Annotated in this window: 13 protein-coding genes; 10 read left to right on the top strand and 3 right to left on the bottom strand. The window is 63.6% G+C overall.

Features of this window, described 5'->3' with window-relative positions; all coding sequences use genetic code 11:
* The first annotated feature begins 72 nt into the window (after window positions 1-72).
* The 9 genes from HY836_RS04000 to HY836_RS18960 all read left to right on the top strand — a co-directional run bounded on the left by HY836_RS04000 (window position 73) and on the right by HY836_RS18960 (window position 10379).
* Complete coding sequence (locus HY836_RS04000) at window positions 73-1110, top strand: ABC transporter substrate-binding protein (RefSeq protein ID WP_290673798.1); 1038 nt, start codon at window positions 73-75, stop codon at window positions 1108-1110.
* Window positions 1089-4652, top strand: coding sequence for a response regulator (locus tag HY836_RS03995; RefSeq protein WP_290673796.1), 3564 nt, complete (start codon window positions 1089-1091; stop codon window positions 4650-4652). The genes HY836_RS04000 and HY836_RS03995 overlap by 22 nt, the downstream gene beginning before the upstream one ends.
* A gap of 146 nt (window positions 4653-4798) precedes the next feature.
* Window positions 4799-5431, top strand: a complete 633-nt coding sequence (locus tag HY836_RS03990) for a hypothetical protein (protein ID WP_290673794.1) — start codon at window positions 4799-4801, stop codon at window positions 5429-5431.
* Window positions 5432-5530: 99 nt separating this feature from the next.
* A complete protein-coding gene (locus HY836_RS03985) occupies window positions 5531-6205 on the top strand; it encodes a dihydrodipicolinate reductase C-terminal domain-containing protein (RefSeq protein WP_290673792.1) in 675 nt (224 codons plus the stop codon).
* A gap of 35 nt (window positions 6206-6240) precedes the next feature.
* Entirely contained in the window at window positions 6241-6735 is a 495-nt protein-coding gene (locus HY836_RS03980) for a GNAT family N-acetyltransferase (RefSeq protein ID WP_290673790.1), read from the top strand.
* Between the two features lie 126 nt (window positions 6736-6861).
* On the top strand, window positions 6862-7920 hold the full coding sequence (locus HY836_RS03975) for an AraC family transcriptional regulator (RefSeq protein WP_290673789.1): 1059 nt from the start codon (window positions 6862-6864) through the stop codon (window positions 7918-7920).
* A gap of 145 nt (window positions 7921-8065) precedes the next feature.
* Window positions 8066-9088, top strand: a complete 1023-nt coding sequence (locus HY836_RS03970; RefSeq protein WP_290673788.1) for a triacylglycerol lipase — start codon at window positions 8066-8068, stop codon at window positions 9086-9088.
* Entirely contained in the window at window positions 9088-10008 is a 921-nt protein-coding gene (locus tag HY836_RS03965; protein ID WP_290673787.1) for a lipase secretion chaperone, read from the top strand. Before HY836_RS03970 ends, HY836_RS03965 begins: the two co-directional genes overlap by 1 nt.
* Window positions 10009-10121: 113 nt before the next feature.
* Window positions 10122-10379 carry a helix-turn-helix transcriptional regulator gene (locus HY836_RS18960; protein WP_367114619.1) on the top strand — a complete coding sequence of 86 codons (258 nt, stop codon included), beginning with the start codon at window positions 10122-10124 and terminating at the stop codon, window positions 10377-10379.
* Window positions 10380-10479: 100 nt separating this feature from the next.
* On the opposite strand, the gene HY836_RS03960 is transcribed toward HY836_RS18960, so the two are convergent.
* Together HY836_RS03960 and HY836_RS03955 are read right to left on the bottom strand one after the other, a co-directional pair.
* Window positions 10480-10794 carry a type II toxin-antitoxin system RelE/ParE family toxin gene (locus HY836_RS03960; protein WP_290673785.1) on the bottom strand — a complete coding sequence of 105 codons (315 nt, stop codon included), beginning with the start codon at window positions 10792-10794 and terminating at the stop codon, window positions 10480-10482.
* The gene (locus HY836_RS03955; protein WP_290673783.1) at window positions 10791-11063 is read right to left on the bottom strand and encodes a YlcI/YnfO family protein; all 273 of its coding nucleotides are present in this window, start codon (window positions 11061-11063) and stop codon (window positions 10791-10793) included. The genes HY836_RS03960 and HY836_RS03955 overlap by 4 nt, the downstream gene beginning before the upstream one ends.
* An 882-nt stretch (window positions 11064-11945) precedes the next feature.
* Here HY836_RS03955 and HY836_RS03950 point away from each other — a divergent pair.
* On the top strand, window positions 11946-12575 hold the full coding sequence (locus tag HY836_RS03950; RefSeq protein WP_290673781.1) for an MBL fold metallo-hydrolase: 630 nt from the start codon (window positions 11946-11948) through the stop codon (window positions 12573-12575).
* Here HY836_RS03950 and HY836_RS03945 read toward each other — a convergent pair.
* Window positions 12566-13483 (bottom strand): M48 family metallopeptidase, encoded by a 918-nt coding sequence (locus HY836_RS03945; protein WP_290673780.1) that lies wholly within the window; start codon window positions 13481-13483, stop codon window positions 12566-12568. The genes HY836_RS03950 and HY836_RS03945 overlap by 10 nt on opposite strands.
* Window positions 13484-13496: the final 13 nt, after the last annotated feature.

Here is a 13496-nt window from a genome sequence, read left to right as displayed (position 1 = left end):
GTTGACGCTGATTCTGGCTTCATGGCAAACTGATCCGCTCAATCCACAAAGCCATCACAGGGATACCCACACATGTTCCGGCTACGTCGTCGCACTGCCTTGCTAGCCGGTGCCGGCCTGGCCTCCCTGTCCGCTTTCCCACGAGCCGCAAACGCCCAGAGCAGTGAGCTCATGGACCTGGTGCTGGCCACCCCTGGCCCGGGCAGTTCCGTCTCCACCATTCCCGAACTGGCCGTCAAGATTGGCGCCGACCGGGCCGAAGGCGTGTCACTGCGCCTGAAGTTCGTCGGTGGAGGCGGCATCGCCATCCGCGAGGTGCTGAACGGCAATGCCCACTTCGGCGTGTTCGGCGCCACGGCCGCCATGAACGAAAACCTGCGCGAGCCGCGGCTGCTTGCCTTGTCGGCGGTCGAGAACCGCGCGCCCTTGTCCCTCATGGTTCGATCTGGCCTGGCAGGCCAGGTCAAGCGTGTGCAAGACCTGCGCGGCCGCGTCGTCGGCATCCACAGCAACTCTCTGAGCACCACAACCAATGGCCAGCAGTTCCTGAACCTCCTGCTTCGCCAGCATGGCCTCCCGGCAGACAGCGTGAAGCTGGTAGCGGCCGGCCAGTCATGGGACACCCAATCCAGCGCGCTGCGTGGCCAGGTGGTGGATGCCGTGGTATCGGAAGAGCCCTTTGGCCTGCGCATGGAGCAGGAAGGCCTGGCCTACCCCCTGGTTCGACTGGGGCTGGCTGACAGCCGCGAGCCCCTGCCGGGAGAGGGCTTCCTGCGCGGGACGCTCATTGCGCAACGCAGCCTGGTGGAAGCCCAAGCGCAAGCGGCGCAACGCATGGTCAAGGTGATCCAGCGCACGCTGGCCTGGCGCAAGACGCACTCCGCCCAGGAAACCGTGACCGCACTGGGCCTGAGCGGTGCAGAGGCATCCGCCTTCATGGCCATGCTCAAACAGTACCCGAACCAGTTCAGCGAAGATGGCCGCTTCTCTGAAGCACAGATTCAGCAGACCGATGCTTTCTTCCGCGAAAGCGCTGGTGCGTCGCCACAGGCCATGGGCTATCGCTTCAACAACATGATCGATGCCCGGTGGGCCGGACGCAAGCCGTGATGGCGCAGGATCAGGCCGACGCGGCATCGTATCGATCAGGCGCGGCGCTGACCTTCAGGTTGCTGGCCATCCTGCTGCTGATTTTCGTGGTGGTGGCCGCGGGCTTTGCCTTCGTGGCCCGTGCAGGGATCGAGCGTGAACGCACGCAGCAACTGAGCGATACCCGCGCGCACTTTTCAGCCCGCTTGGCGGCACTGGATCAGAGTTGGCACAACAATGCTTACGCGCTGGCACAGCAAATCGAGCTGTGGCAATCCAGCGCACAGGCGACCGCTCGAGACGTGCATGACGCACGCATGCGCACCCTGCTGATCACACTGCTGGATCAAAGCGACTTCACGCATGTCGCCATTCAGGACCGGCAAGGCCACACCCTTTTTCGCTTTGGTTCTCGCTCACAGGATACGCCCGACGCCGGCCCCGCACCAGGCGCCAGCACACAGGCGATCGATGGGCTGAGATGGGCTTACAGCGAACTCGATCGAACGGTTTATCGCGTCATTGAAGGGTCCGTCCGCTACCGTGATGAGCCAGCTCGGCTGCTGGTGTATGTGCCGCTGGACAACGCGCTGCTGGGGCGATTGACCTATCCCAGCACGTCGCTGATCTTGCGCCACCACAACGCGGCGACGGCCAGCTCATCCCCCATTGCCTCACTGGCGCAAACGTCCGGTGAGATCTTGCAGGCGCAGCAATTGCTGCCGTGGGACACCCTGCCCAACGCGCCTCAGTTGCAGATCAACCGCCAGTTCGAAGCGCCCTTGTCGCCGGCCCACTGGCTACGGGCCTTGGCCGTGTGCGGCACCAGCTACATCCTGTTGGGCTGGTTCGTGCTGGGCCGCTGGATCCGGTTGCAGGCGCAACGCCTGCATGCCCTGCGCAAGGCGGCATCCGCCTTTGCCGATGCGCCGGCACAGGCCGACGGATCCAAGGACCAGGCTGCCTGGTTGGCGCTGGCGTCAAGCTCGCACGACGACATCGGCATGCTGGCCAACAGCCTGGCTGACATGATGCAACGCATCGAGCAGGCCAGGCAGGATCAGGCCCGTGTACAGGCCAACCTGGCCGAACTCAACGTAGATCTGGAAGCCCGCGTGGCCACGCGCACCCGGCAGCTGGAAAGCGTCAATGCCACTTTGGCCGAACAAGAGCGCTTCATCCGCACGGTGACGGACAGCATGCCCGGCATGATTGCCTATTGGGATGCGAACCTGAGCTGCCGCTTTGCCAATGCCGCCCACCTGACCTGGTTCGGGCAGCAGCCCCAAGACATGCTGGGCAAACACCTGCGAGACGTCCTGGGGCCGGACCTGTACGCCATCGAAGAACCCCGCATCCAGCAGGTGCTTTTGGGGCGCAGACAGGACACGGTGCAGACACTGTCCAAGGCTGATGGCAGCCAGGGCCACGTGCTGGCCAGCTTCATCCCCGATGTGGTCAACGGCGAGGTGCAAGGTTTCAACGTCGTGGTCTCCGATGTCACAGCGCTGCGGCAGGCCGAGCTGCGACTGTCGGCGCTGAACGAGGAACTGGCCACACGCGCAGAGCAAGCCGAAGCAGCCAATCTGGCCAAGAGCTCCTTCCTGGCCAATATGAGCCACGAGATCCGCACGCCCATGAACGCCATCATCGGGCTGACCTACCTGATGGCACGCGACACCCGTGATGCCCTGCTGCGCGAGCGCCTCGACAAGATCGATCAGGCCGCCAAGCACCTGCTGCACGTGATCAACGACATCCTGGACCTGTCCAAGATCGAGGCCGGCAAGATGGAACTGGAGGACATCGAGTTCTCGCTGGACGATCTGCTCACCCGCGTGTTCGAACTCGTGCGCGTGCCTGCGCATGACAAAGGTCTGGAGTTGATTGTGGACACCGATCACCTGCCGGCACGCATGCGCGGTGACCCAACCCGCCTGGCACAGTCCCTGATCAACTTGCTGGGCAACGCGGTGAAGTTCACCGCCCAAGGCTGGGTTCGCTTGCGTGGCGAGTTGCTGGCGCGGGAAGGTGGCCAACTGCATGTGCGCTTTGAGGTGCAGGACACCGGCGAAGGCATCGCCCCTGATCGGCAGGCCAGCTTGTTCCAGGCATTCGAACAGGCAGACAGCTCGCTGACCCGACGACACGGCGGCACTGGCCTGGGCCTGGCGCTGACCAAACGCCTGGCCGAGATGATGGGCGGCGAGATCGGCCTGCACAGCACGCCGGGCACTGGCAGCACATTCTGGTTCACAGCCCGGCTGGGTCGAGCTCAGAGCGCCAGCGAGATGGCGGCCCCCATCGCACTGGATGGGCTCAGGGCTTTGCTCGTGGATGACCTGGCCGAAGCGCGCAAGGCACTGGATGACCGGCTGCAGATGCTGGGCCTGAAGGTCGACACGCTGGAAAGCGGCCAGGCCGCACTGGACAAGGTGGACGCCGAGATGGCGGCCGGGCGCCCCTACGACGTCATGCTCATCGACTGGCGCATGGCGCCCATGGACGGCATCGACACACTGCGCCGACTGTCTGCGCGACTGGGTGCCGGCATGCCACCCAGCATCCTGGTGACCGCGTTCGATGAGCCCGAGATGCGACAGCAGGCGCGCATGATCCGTTGCGACACGGTGCTGGTCAAGCCCATCACGGCATCGGCGCTTCAAGATGCCCTGGCCCGTGTACTGCGGCAACAGGCCAGCAGTCAGAACACCTCGCTGCCAGACCCCAGCGATGCACAGGCACAGCTCCAAAGCCGCTATGCAGGCCAACGCATCCTGCTCGCTGAAGACAACCCCATTAACCAGGAAGTGGCCTGCGAGTTGCTCACCAAGGCCGGCCTGGTGGTAGAGACAGCATCAGATGGCGCCACGGCCATCGAGCTGGTACTGTCGCGCGCCTACGACCTGGTGTTGATGGATGTGCAGATGCCCGTGATGGACGGCCTGAGCGCCACAAGACAGATACGCGCTCGCCTGGGCGAGCAGTTGCCCATCGTGGCCATGACTGCCAATGCGTTCGTGGAAGATCGCCGCAGTTGCCTGGATGCCGGCATGAATGACCACGTGAGCAAGCCGGTGGACCCTCGCGCGCTTTACGCGACTTTGTTGCGCTGGCTGCCCATGCGTCGGCAGGAACCGGACAGTCCAGACCCGGCTGACCTGATCGCGCACCAGGGTTTGAGCAACGATCAGCGTCTGGCGCAAAGCCTCGGCAACATCGCCGGGCTGGACCTTCAGGTTGCACTGCTCAACGTGGGAGGCAGCTGGACCTTGCTCGCACGCGTGATGCGCAACTTCGTACAGGTCTATGCACGAGGCGAACCGACCTTCATGCAGGCGCCAGGTGATGGCACCACGGCGGCATGGCGTCAGGCTTGTCACTCGCTGCGCGGCGCGGCATCGACGGTGGGTGCACAAGCACTGGCCGATCGCCTGCACGCCTTTGAGCGGGAACTGGGCGAGGCCACACCACCCTCGGCCGCGCACCAGGCTACCGCCTTGCGGCTGCACGAAGAACTGCTGACACTCGTGGCCCACCTGTCCGCTGCACTGCAGGCCTGAACGCCCGATACCAAGGCCCAATACCAAGGTCAATACCGTTCAATTTCCACGAACACGGCGGCGGCTTGCGCCCATACTCGTGACAGCAGGTGTGCGCCCTCGCGCGCAAGGAGCACCCATATGTCCATGCCACGCGTATCCAAGCCATGCCAGGCCCGACAGCCATGATCCAGTCGGCCCGCATTGACAAGACCCGGCCCCACAAGCTGGCCATGCCGCCAGGCCTGGACGCGAGCCAGTCGCCCACGCTGGTCTACCAGTATCTGGACGATGGCGAGTGTGTGGAAGTCCCCAACAACCTCAGCAACCAGACTCCCGGTGTGCTCGCGCAGGAAATGCGCAACCGCCAGGCCCAGTTCCTGAAGATGGCGCAAGACGCCCTGCAGGCCAAAGGCAACCCCGACTGGCAGCGCCAGTTCGAGCACGACAACGCCCTTAGGCAGGCGCAGGAGATGACCGAACGCGCCCAGGTCTACGATGATCTGGAGCAAGCCATGTGCTGCGGCTATCACAGCAGCGGCCTGCCCTTGCCCGATCGCGTGCACTTCGCGCGCACCCGGGAAGCCCTGGCCGAGTACATCGCCACCAAGCCAGAGCGTGACGCCATGCGGGATACCATCTCGGACCCGCCGTCATGCCGCGCCTGGGAGATCGTCGAGCAGCAAGCCGAAGTCAGCCTGCAGTACGCCTACTTCTTTGACACCAGCGACATCCACGACCGCGAACAATGCCGGCGCATCAGCGCGCTGGACATCTTCCAGCAGATGAGCGCTGACTAGGCAGGACGACGCGCCGTACACGCTGCGCGATCCTTTGCAGGTAAGCTGTCATCTGACGGCCACCACGCACAGGCCGGCGACGACGGAGATCAGGTCAACATGCAAGTCATCATTGCGGGAACCGGCAAGCTGGCGACCGAATTGCGCCATGCCTTGAGCAAGGACGCCACCTTTCAAATCCAATCCTGGGCCGAACTGAGCAACAAGACAGACAAGGCCATCGTGGTGCACGCGGGCTCCGGGCGGGAGCTGGAGGCCATTGCAGCTTTTTGTGCCGCCACCCACTCGCCCTTGATCGAGCTGGCGACCGGGTCACAGATCGAGGCCATGCCTCTGACCTTCCCCGTGGTGCTGTGTCCCAACACGAACATCCTCATGCTCAAGTTCATGGCCATGCTGGAACGTTGCGGCCCGCTGTTTCGCACCTACGACGTCAAGGTGCTTGAATCGCACCAGGCATCGAAAACGTCCGTGCCGGGCACGGCCGTCAACATCGCCCATTCACTCGGGGTGGGCAGCAGCGAGATCGAATCCGTGCGTGATGTCGGCATACAGCGAACGCTCACAGGGTTTGCTGATGCCGACCTGGCTCGCCATGCCTTCCACCAGATCCGGATCGAGGATGGCAGCTGCAGTGTGCTGCTTGAGACGCGCGTCTGCGGGGATGCACCGTATGCGAAGGGTGTGGAACAGATCGTTGCCGCCGTGATGGCGCATGAACTGCAGGATCGTTGCTACAACGTGATGGAGTTTGTTCACAATGGGTGGATCTAGCAACCTCAAGCGTGAGCACACAAGGGAGACCCACCGTGCCGATATTCGAACGTGCATCAGCATCAGACATCGCGGCGCTCAGCGAGTTGCTGACGGTTCTGTTCACACAAGAAGTTGAATTCCAGCCCGATACCGCAGCGCAATGCAAAGGGTTGGCAGCGATCATCAACAACCCCGACATGGGCATCATCCTGGTTGCGAGGGAGGGCAAAGCCATCCAGGCCATGGTCAGCCTGTTGTTCACCATATCGACAGCCATCGGTGAACGCGTAGCGCTGCTTGAAGACATGATCGTGGCACCCACTGCACGCGGCTCGGGTGTGGGATCGGCGCTCCTGAATCACGCCATCGACGTTGCTCGGCGCAGTGGCGCCAAACGCGTGACGCTGCTCACTGATCGCGAGAACACCGCTGCACAGCGGTTCTATGCCAGGCATGGCTTCACCTTGTCCACCATGGTGCCGATGCGTCGAACGCTCGGGGCCTTCGACGTCGAACTGGGAACACGACGCGACGAACCGCCGACGTGACCTGCAAACAAATATCGAAACGGGATAAGGTCGTCACGCATACCCGCACGCGCTCACCATGACAAGCCCGTATGGCTGAGCCCGGGAGCGCCCCCCATACTGCAGCCTCGTCACCCACCCAGCCAGATGCCGCTCGCCCAGCAATCCACGCACTCGCACGCGAGTGGCAGCACCCGCGCCAGCTACGCGGTCGCCGTCATCGAATGCCTGCAGCAACAGGGCCTGGACCCGAACCAGGTATTGGGTGCAACACGGGTAGGAGGCATCTTGCAAGGCAGGAGCGATGACCGGATCGCGCTGGCCGAGTGGCTGGACATCATCGACAGTGCCTGCCGATTCACCGGCAACCCACTGTTCACGCTCAAGGTGGCCGAGGCCATTCGCCTGCGCCACATCGGCGTGTTGGGTTTCCTGCTGAGCACCTGCGGCAACCTCGCACAAGCGGGCCAGATCCTGCTGCGTTACGAGCCCCTGCTCGATGGCGTCAACACCGTCGACCTGCACATCACAGAGCGAGCATGCACCCTGGTGTGGCTTCCGTTGATCGACCACCCGCCACCCTCGCTCGCCATGCTGGCCATGGCCATCTGGGCGCACCAGATCCGCTGGCTGACCGACCGGCCCGACCTCACCTTCGGTGCCGACTTCACCTTCGCCCCGCCCACCCGGGCAGAAGACCTGCGCGCCTTGCAGGCCACCTTCGGCGGTCCACTGAAATTCAACGCGCCGCGCTCGGCACTCATCGCATCACGCGCCGCGCTCGACCTGCCCATTGCGCAGCGTGACCCTGTCGTGCACAACTTGCTCAAACAACGCGCCGACGCCGAACTCGAATCGCTCAGCAGCACCATCCCCGGCCTACCGCAGGACATCGAAGCCCTGCTCATGCGCGAGCTGCTCAAGGGCGACGCCACGCTGCCGCACATCAGCCAGTTGCTGGGCATGCCGCCCCGCACCTTGCAAAGCCGCCTGACCTGCGCCGGCCTCAATTACCGCGACCTGATCGAACGCGTCAGACTCAAGCTCGCACTGCAGCATCTGAGCGACCACCAAACGCCACTGATCCAGATCGCCAACCTGCTGGGCTACGCCAACCAAACGGGTTTTCAGAGTGCGTTCAAGAAATGGACCGGGCTGACGCCGGGCGAGTTTCGCCGCCAGCAGTACGCCATCACCCAGAACTGACGCCCACGCCTAGGGTTTGACCCGCCCCGGCAAACCCGCTGTCCTGCGGGATCCCGCTATCGCTTGCGCATTTGCGAAAGACGCCATCGACAGGGGCTCCAAAGAATGACGTCATCGACAACTCATTCACCAACGGAGTCCCCACATGCAGCGCCATTCCAAGCCGTCCCGCGCCCATCAACACCGCCGCCATCGCATCACACGCCCCCTGGCCAGCGCCTGCGTCGCCGGGGCCCTGTTGTGCGGGCTGGCCACACCGGCCCACGCCGGCCTGTTCGACTTCTTGTCGCAACCGAAGAACGACACCGCCACGCAGTACCCCATCGTCATGGTTCACGGCCTGTTTGGCTTCGGCAATGCGTTGGGAGTAGTGGACTACTTCTGGGGCATCCCCGGCGACCTGCGCAAAGGCGGCGCCAAGGTCTACATCGCCGAGGTCTCATCCGTGAGCTCCAACGAGGTCCGCGGTGAACAGTTGCTCGCACAGATCAACCACATCATGGCCGTCACCGGCGCCAGAAAGGTCAACATCATTGCCCACTCCCAAGGTGGCACCACCGCCCGCTATGTCACGGCCGTGGCGCCAGAGAAGGTGGCCTCGCTGACCACCGTCGGGGCGCCGCACAAGGGCTCCCCGCTTGGCGACCTGGTGACGCAGGTCACCGATGGGCTGGCGCCCGAAGGCTCGCCCCTGCGCGGCATCGTCGTGCAAATCGTGAGCGCCATCGGCCGCGTGATGGACACCGTCGTCGGCAAGCCCGGCCCCGCGACCTCCGACCCGCTGGGCGCGCTGCGCGACAACGCCACGCCCGCCCAACTGGTCTTCAATGCCAAGTTCCCAGAAGGCCTGCCGCCAACCCGCTGTGGCACAAACGGCGCAGCCCAAGCCAAGGGCGTTCGCTACTACTCGTGGGTAGGCAACAAGGCCGTCACCAACATTGTTGACCCGTTCGACTGGCTGACCAGCGTCGTTCAACTCATCTACAAGGAGCCCAACGACGGCATCAATGACGCCTGCACGCAGCGTCTGGGCACCGTGGTGGGCGAGTACGCCTGGAACCACTTCGACGAGATCAACCAGCTCGCCGGCCTTCGCGGGCTGTTCACGCCTGACCCGGTGGGGGTGTACCACGCGCACGTGGCCCGTCTGAAGCAGGCAGGCTTGTGATGCGCCGAGCCTGGTTGGTGATGACAGGCGCCCTGACCGTCGCTGGGCTGGGCGGTGCTGCCATGCTGTGGGAAGACGGTGGGGCCTCTGTGGCAGGCCCCAATGCCCGAGCAGGCCTGGCCCTGCCCTGGATCACGGCCACGGCCGGCCCTCAGCCCGCAACGGCACCGGCTGGATCAAGCCTGGACGCGGTCACGCGTCAGGCCCTGCTGAGCCCCGAGATGATGCGCATGGTCAAGGATGCGCTCGGCCACGCCAAAGGCGACGACCGCGCCGCTCTGTTGGCGCACGCTCGCCAGACCTTGCTGCAACGCTTCCCGACGCTCTCGCACCCACTGGTGCTGAACCTGTTCGAGCGTTACGTGGCGTACCAGGATGCGTTGCTGGCAAGCGCGGTGCCCCGCGAAGGCGACCTGGACGCCTGGCGGCAGCACCTGGGTCAGCGCGACCGGTTGCGCCGAGCGCACTTCTCGACGCAAGAGATCGAAGCCTTCTGGTCAGATGAAGCGCGTGCCGAAACGCACCTGCTCAAGCGTATGACCGTGCTGGCCGCCCCCGGCTTGACTGACGCCGAACGCGACGCCGCATTGCAACAGGTCGAAGCGCAGAGCTTCGCGCCCGAGGAGGTGGCGGCGAGGCGCGCGAGCGTGCTGCCACTTTCGGCGTTGAAGCAAACGGAGTCCTTCCATGTGCAGCAAGTGCCCGATGCCGAGCGCCTTGCGCAACGCGCGCAGTTGGTGGGCGCCGATGCCGCTGAGCGCTTGGCGTTGCTGGATCGGCAAGAAGCAGACTGGCAGCGCAGGTTGGATCTGTATGCGCAGGCGCCTGACGCAGAGCGGGCAACGTTGGTGAACGTGTTGTTCAGCGAAGGCGAGCGACGGCGACTGGAGGGCGCGATGGGGCTGAGGGCACAGCGGTGACGCACGGCACACGGCATCACACGCGTCACAGCATGACGTCAAGATACAGCAGGCCTCGGGCGTGAACTTGCTGGCAGCTTATTGAACCCGCAGCACCTCAAACTGCTGTCGGATTGGCGCGCCCTGTATCGACACTGTTGAATCATCAGAAAGAGCACTTCGCGCAAAGAGGCATCAGCTTTCGTTCGTTCATCGACGAGTTGCGACAGGCCCTGGCGCTAGGCTACATGCGGGATCCGAACCTCAGCCTGGTGGACATTGCTTACCTGCTGGGCTTCTCTGAACAAAGTGCGTTTCAAAGGGCCTTCAAACGCTGGACAGGGCAGACACCTGGAGACTATCGAAGAAAACCTGCCCCTCCGGCAAGTTGAGGTGCCAACCGTTCAACTCACATGCACGGGGTCAATTACATGCGACTGCAACCAACCAGGTACTGACATCAATGACCGGGGGCCAAAGAGTGCGCCACCGTCAGTGGAAATCTTCTTCGCGCTGGTGGCGCGCGCCGATGACGAGGACCAACTCAGGGGTGCGTATGTCGAAGCGAAGGACGTACCCGGTGGAGCCGAACGGGATGATAAGTTCACGCAAGGTTGGACGTTGACCGACCCGGCGATAGCTGTAGGGCGTGGTCGCGAGATGACTATTGGCAGCGGTGCGAATGGACTCGACAGCCTCATAGGCACGCGTGGCTTCTTCGACGGTCTCGGCGCGATCCAGCAGGAAGTCGAACAATCGATCCAGATCGGCTTCGGCCTCAGGCGTGAACTCGACTCTGAACGTCATTTGCGCAGTTGCTTCACTCGCGCGGCGACCTTCGCCTCAAGCTTCGACAGGACAACGTCCGACGCAATGGAAACCCCGGTGCGCTCGTACGCAGCCAATGAGGCATCGCACCGCGCGGCGAAGTCCGTTTGCACGCGGCGAAATTCGACGGCGCGACGCACCGATGCCTCGACAAATTCAGTCAGCGTCTCGCCGGGCAGCAGCACCGAATCGAGATCAGCGCGCAACTCAGGTTCGACACGGACTTGGGGGATGACGGCAGTTTTCATGGCTTCATTGTAGTGCGTTTGCACTACAGCATCAAGCGCCGGGCTGGATCTCAGACGGCCTTGACGCCACACCAGCGCGAGTGGCGTCAATCTGGCGAGCCCGTTCGGTGTGCCTAGGATGTTTGGTTGCCGAAGCCAATGCTGGCGGGGCGAGAAGCAATGTCAGCAAGGCGGTAGCCAAATCGTTTGAAAGTCTGGGGCCGCATTAATCGACGTTTTAGGCTGAAACCAGGCGCCGGCGTAGCACCACCGACCCCGATCCAAAGCAGGCACTCAGTTCTGGTCGAACCAGACCAGCCTTTGGGCTGCTCCCGGCCACTTGCTGTCTTTCGTGTTCGAGCTGCGTGTGGGCCACGGACGCCGGGTGGACAACTCCGCTCGTGTCCCCCGGGGCGGACTGCGTCCACCCCTCCTCCTTTACCTCGCTGCGTTGTCCACCCGACGTCCGCAGCTTGAGACATGGGTGGCGTGCGACCGTTTAACAGCCTCAGCGTCTCAGGATCAGGCTGGTGGGGCGTTCTGCGTAGCGAGGTAAAGGAGGAGGAATGGGCTGCAAGCCCGTTCCGGAGGACACGAGCGGAGCAGAGTGCCCCACCGGCCTGATCTCGCACCAATGCGCTATGGCGTAGCGCCCGCGACTAACCGGCATGACCGACTGCTCTGGGTCTATAGCTGTCGGCCACAGTGCCCAGGACGGATAACCTCACCCAGCCTAAAGCAGCCGCAAACCCACCACCCCGAGACACCCCACTCACGTGCTGGTCGCCGCCTGATACCTCACTACCCTCGCCAATCCTGCCGCTTGATGCGCCAGGCTGAACTCCCCCCCACAGGTAGTGCTACGCTTCCCGCAGTCGCATCAGTTCAAAGTGTTTCGAGACCATGTTCCAACGCATCACCATCCCCGTCACCCAGTTTGAACAGAACTGCTCATTGGTTTTTTGCTCAGACACCAAGGAAGCCGCCCTGATCGATCCGGGTGGTGATGTCGGCACGCTGCTCGAAGCCGTGGAAGCACGCGGCCTCACGCTCAAGGCCTTGTGGCTCACCCACGCGCACATCGACCACGCCGGGGCCACGGGCCATCTGGCCAACACGCTGAGCCTGCCCATCATCGGGCCGCATCTGGGTGACAAGTTCTGGATCGATGCCTTGCCCCAGCAAAGCCAGATGTTCGGCTTCCCGCTGGCTGAAGATTTCACGCCCACGCAATGGCTCAATGAGGGTGATACGGTTCAGATCGGCCACTGCAAGCTCAATGTGCTGCACTGCCCTGGCCACACGCCCGGCCACGTGGTGTTCTTCGAGCCCACCACGCGCCATGCCTTTGTAGGCGATGTGCTGTTTGCGGGCAGCATCGGCCGCACGGACTTCCCTGGCGGCAACCACGCGGATCTGATCAACGCAATCAAGACCAAGCTGCTGCCACTGGGTGAAGACGTCACCTTCACGCCCGGCCACGGCCCCGAGAGCACCTTCGGCGAAGAGCGTATCGGCAATCCTTATTTGTGAGCCGCGCCCCAGTAGGCCAAGGCAGGCGCGTCGTCCAGATAGGCGGCGCCGGTCTTGCGGGGCGCATCGAAACGCTGTACTGGCTTGGCTGCGCGATCGTAAACAGGTAGCACCTTGCCCAACTGGGCTTGCATGTCGGCAATGCGGGTGGTGCTGGCGGGGTGGGTTGACATCCACTGCGGTGGCGCGCCCTTGTTGGCCGCGCTCATCTTGCGCCACAGGCTGATGCCGGCGCGGGGGTCATAGCCGGCGTGCGCGGCCAGGTCCATGCCGACCAGATCGGCCTCGGTTTCGTCTTCGCGGCTGAACTTCAGCGTAAGCAACTGGCTGCCTACATTGAGCAAGGCGTCGCCCGTATTGCCCAGGCCCAGGATGCTGGAGAGGATGCCCGCACCCAGTGAGGTCGCGCGCGTCTTGCCCGTCTGTGCGCGGGCGTGTTCGCGCAAGGCGTGCGCCATCTCGTGCCCCATCACCATCGCCACTTCGTCGTCCGTCAACTGCAGTTCGGTGACGATGCCCGAGAAGAAAGCGATCTTGCCGCCCGGCATGCAAAATGCGTTGAGCTCCTTGGCGTTCAGGGCCATGACCTGCCAGCGCCACTGCTGGGCGCGCGGGTTCCATTCGTAGGTATGGGGGATGAGGCGCGTCGCGATCGTCTTGAGGCGGATCGACAGAGGATGGTTGTCCGGCAGCAGCGCATTTTGCTGGCGAGCCTTCTCGGCCAGTTGCATGTAATTGCGTTGCGCGGCCGTTTCCAGATCGTCGGCACTGACCATGTACGCAAAGCGGGAGCGCGGGCCCACTTCCACACCATCACGGGCCATGGCCACCGGCGCCAGCGCGGCCAGCGACAGCACCGCAGCACTGGCCACGCGCGCTGCCCAACGATTCAACTGCAAACCACCCATCACACGGAGCCTC

The sequence above is a fragment of the Aquabacterium sp. genome, assembly GCF_016234775.1.
GTDB lineage: Bacteria > Pseudomonadota > Gammaproteobacteria > Burkholderiales > Burkholderiaceae_C > Aquabacterium.
Note: the sequence above shows the minus strand (reverse complement) of the source record. Positions and strands in the feature narration are given on the sequence as shown.

Bases quoted from the DNA above. Each gene is read 5' to 3' on its own strand.
- HY836_RS04000 (WP_290673798.1), top strand. From the start codon at position 73: ATGTTCCGGCTACGTCGTCGCACTGCCTTGCTAGCCGGTGCCGGCCTG.
- HY836_RS03990 (WP_290673794.1), top strand. From the start codon at position 4,799: ATGCCAGGCCCGACAGCCATGATCCAGTCGGCCCGCATTGACAAGACC.
- HY836_RS03985 (WP_290673792.1), top strand. From the start codon at position 5,531: ATGCAAGTCATCATTGCGGGAACCGGCAAGCTGGCGACCGAATTGCGC.
- HY836_RS03975 (WP_290673789.1), top strand. From the start codon at position 6,862: ATGCCGCTCGCCCAGCAATCCACGCACTCGCACGCGAGTGGCAGCACC.
- HY836_RS03970 (WP_290673788.1), top strand. From the start codon at position 8,066: ATGCAGCGCCATTCCAAGCCGTCCCGCGCCCATCAACACCGCCGCCAT.
- HY836_RS03965 (WP_290673787.1), top strand. From the start codon at position 9,088: ATGCGCCGAGCCTGGTTGGTGATGACAGGCGCCCTGACCGTCGCTGGG.
- HY836_RS03960 (WP_290673785.1), bottom strand. From the start codon at position 10,794: ATGACGTTCAGAGTCGAGTTCACGCCTGAGGCCGAAGCCGATCTGGAT.
- HY836_RS03955 (WP_290673783.1), bottom strand. From the start codon at position 11,063: ATGAAAACTGCCGTCATCCCCCAAGTCCGTGTCGAACCTGAGTTGCGC.
- HY836_RS03950 (WP_290673781.1), top strand. From the start codon at position 11,946: ATGTTCCAACGCATCACCATCCCCGTCACCCAGTTTGAACAGAACTGC.
- HY836_RS03945 (WP_290673780.1), bottom strand. From the start codon at position 13,483: ATGGGTGGTTTGCAGTTGAATCGTTGGGCAGCGCGCGTGGCCAGTGCT.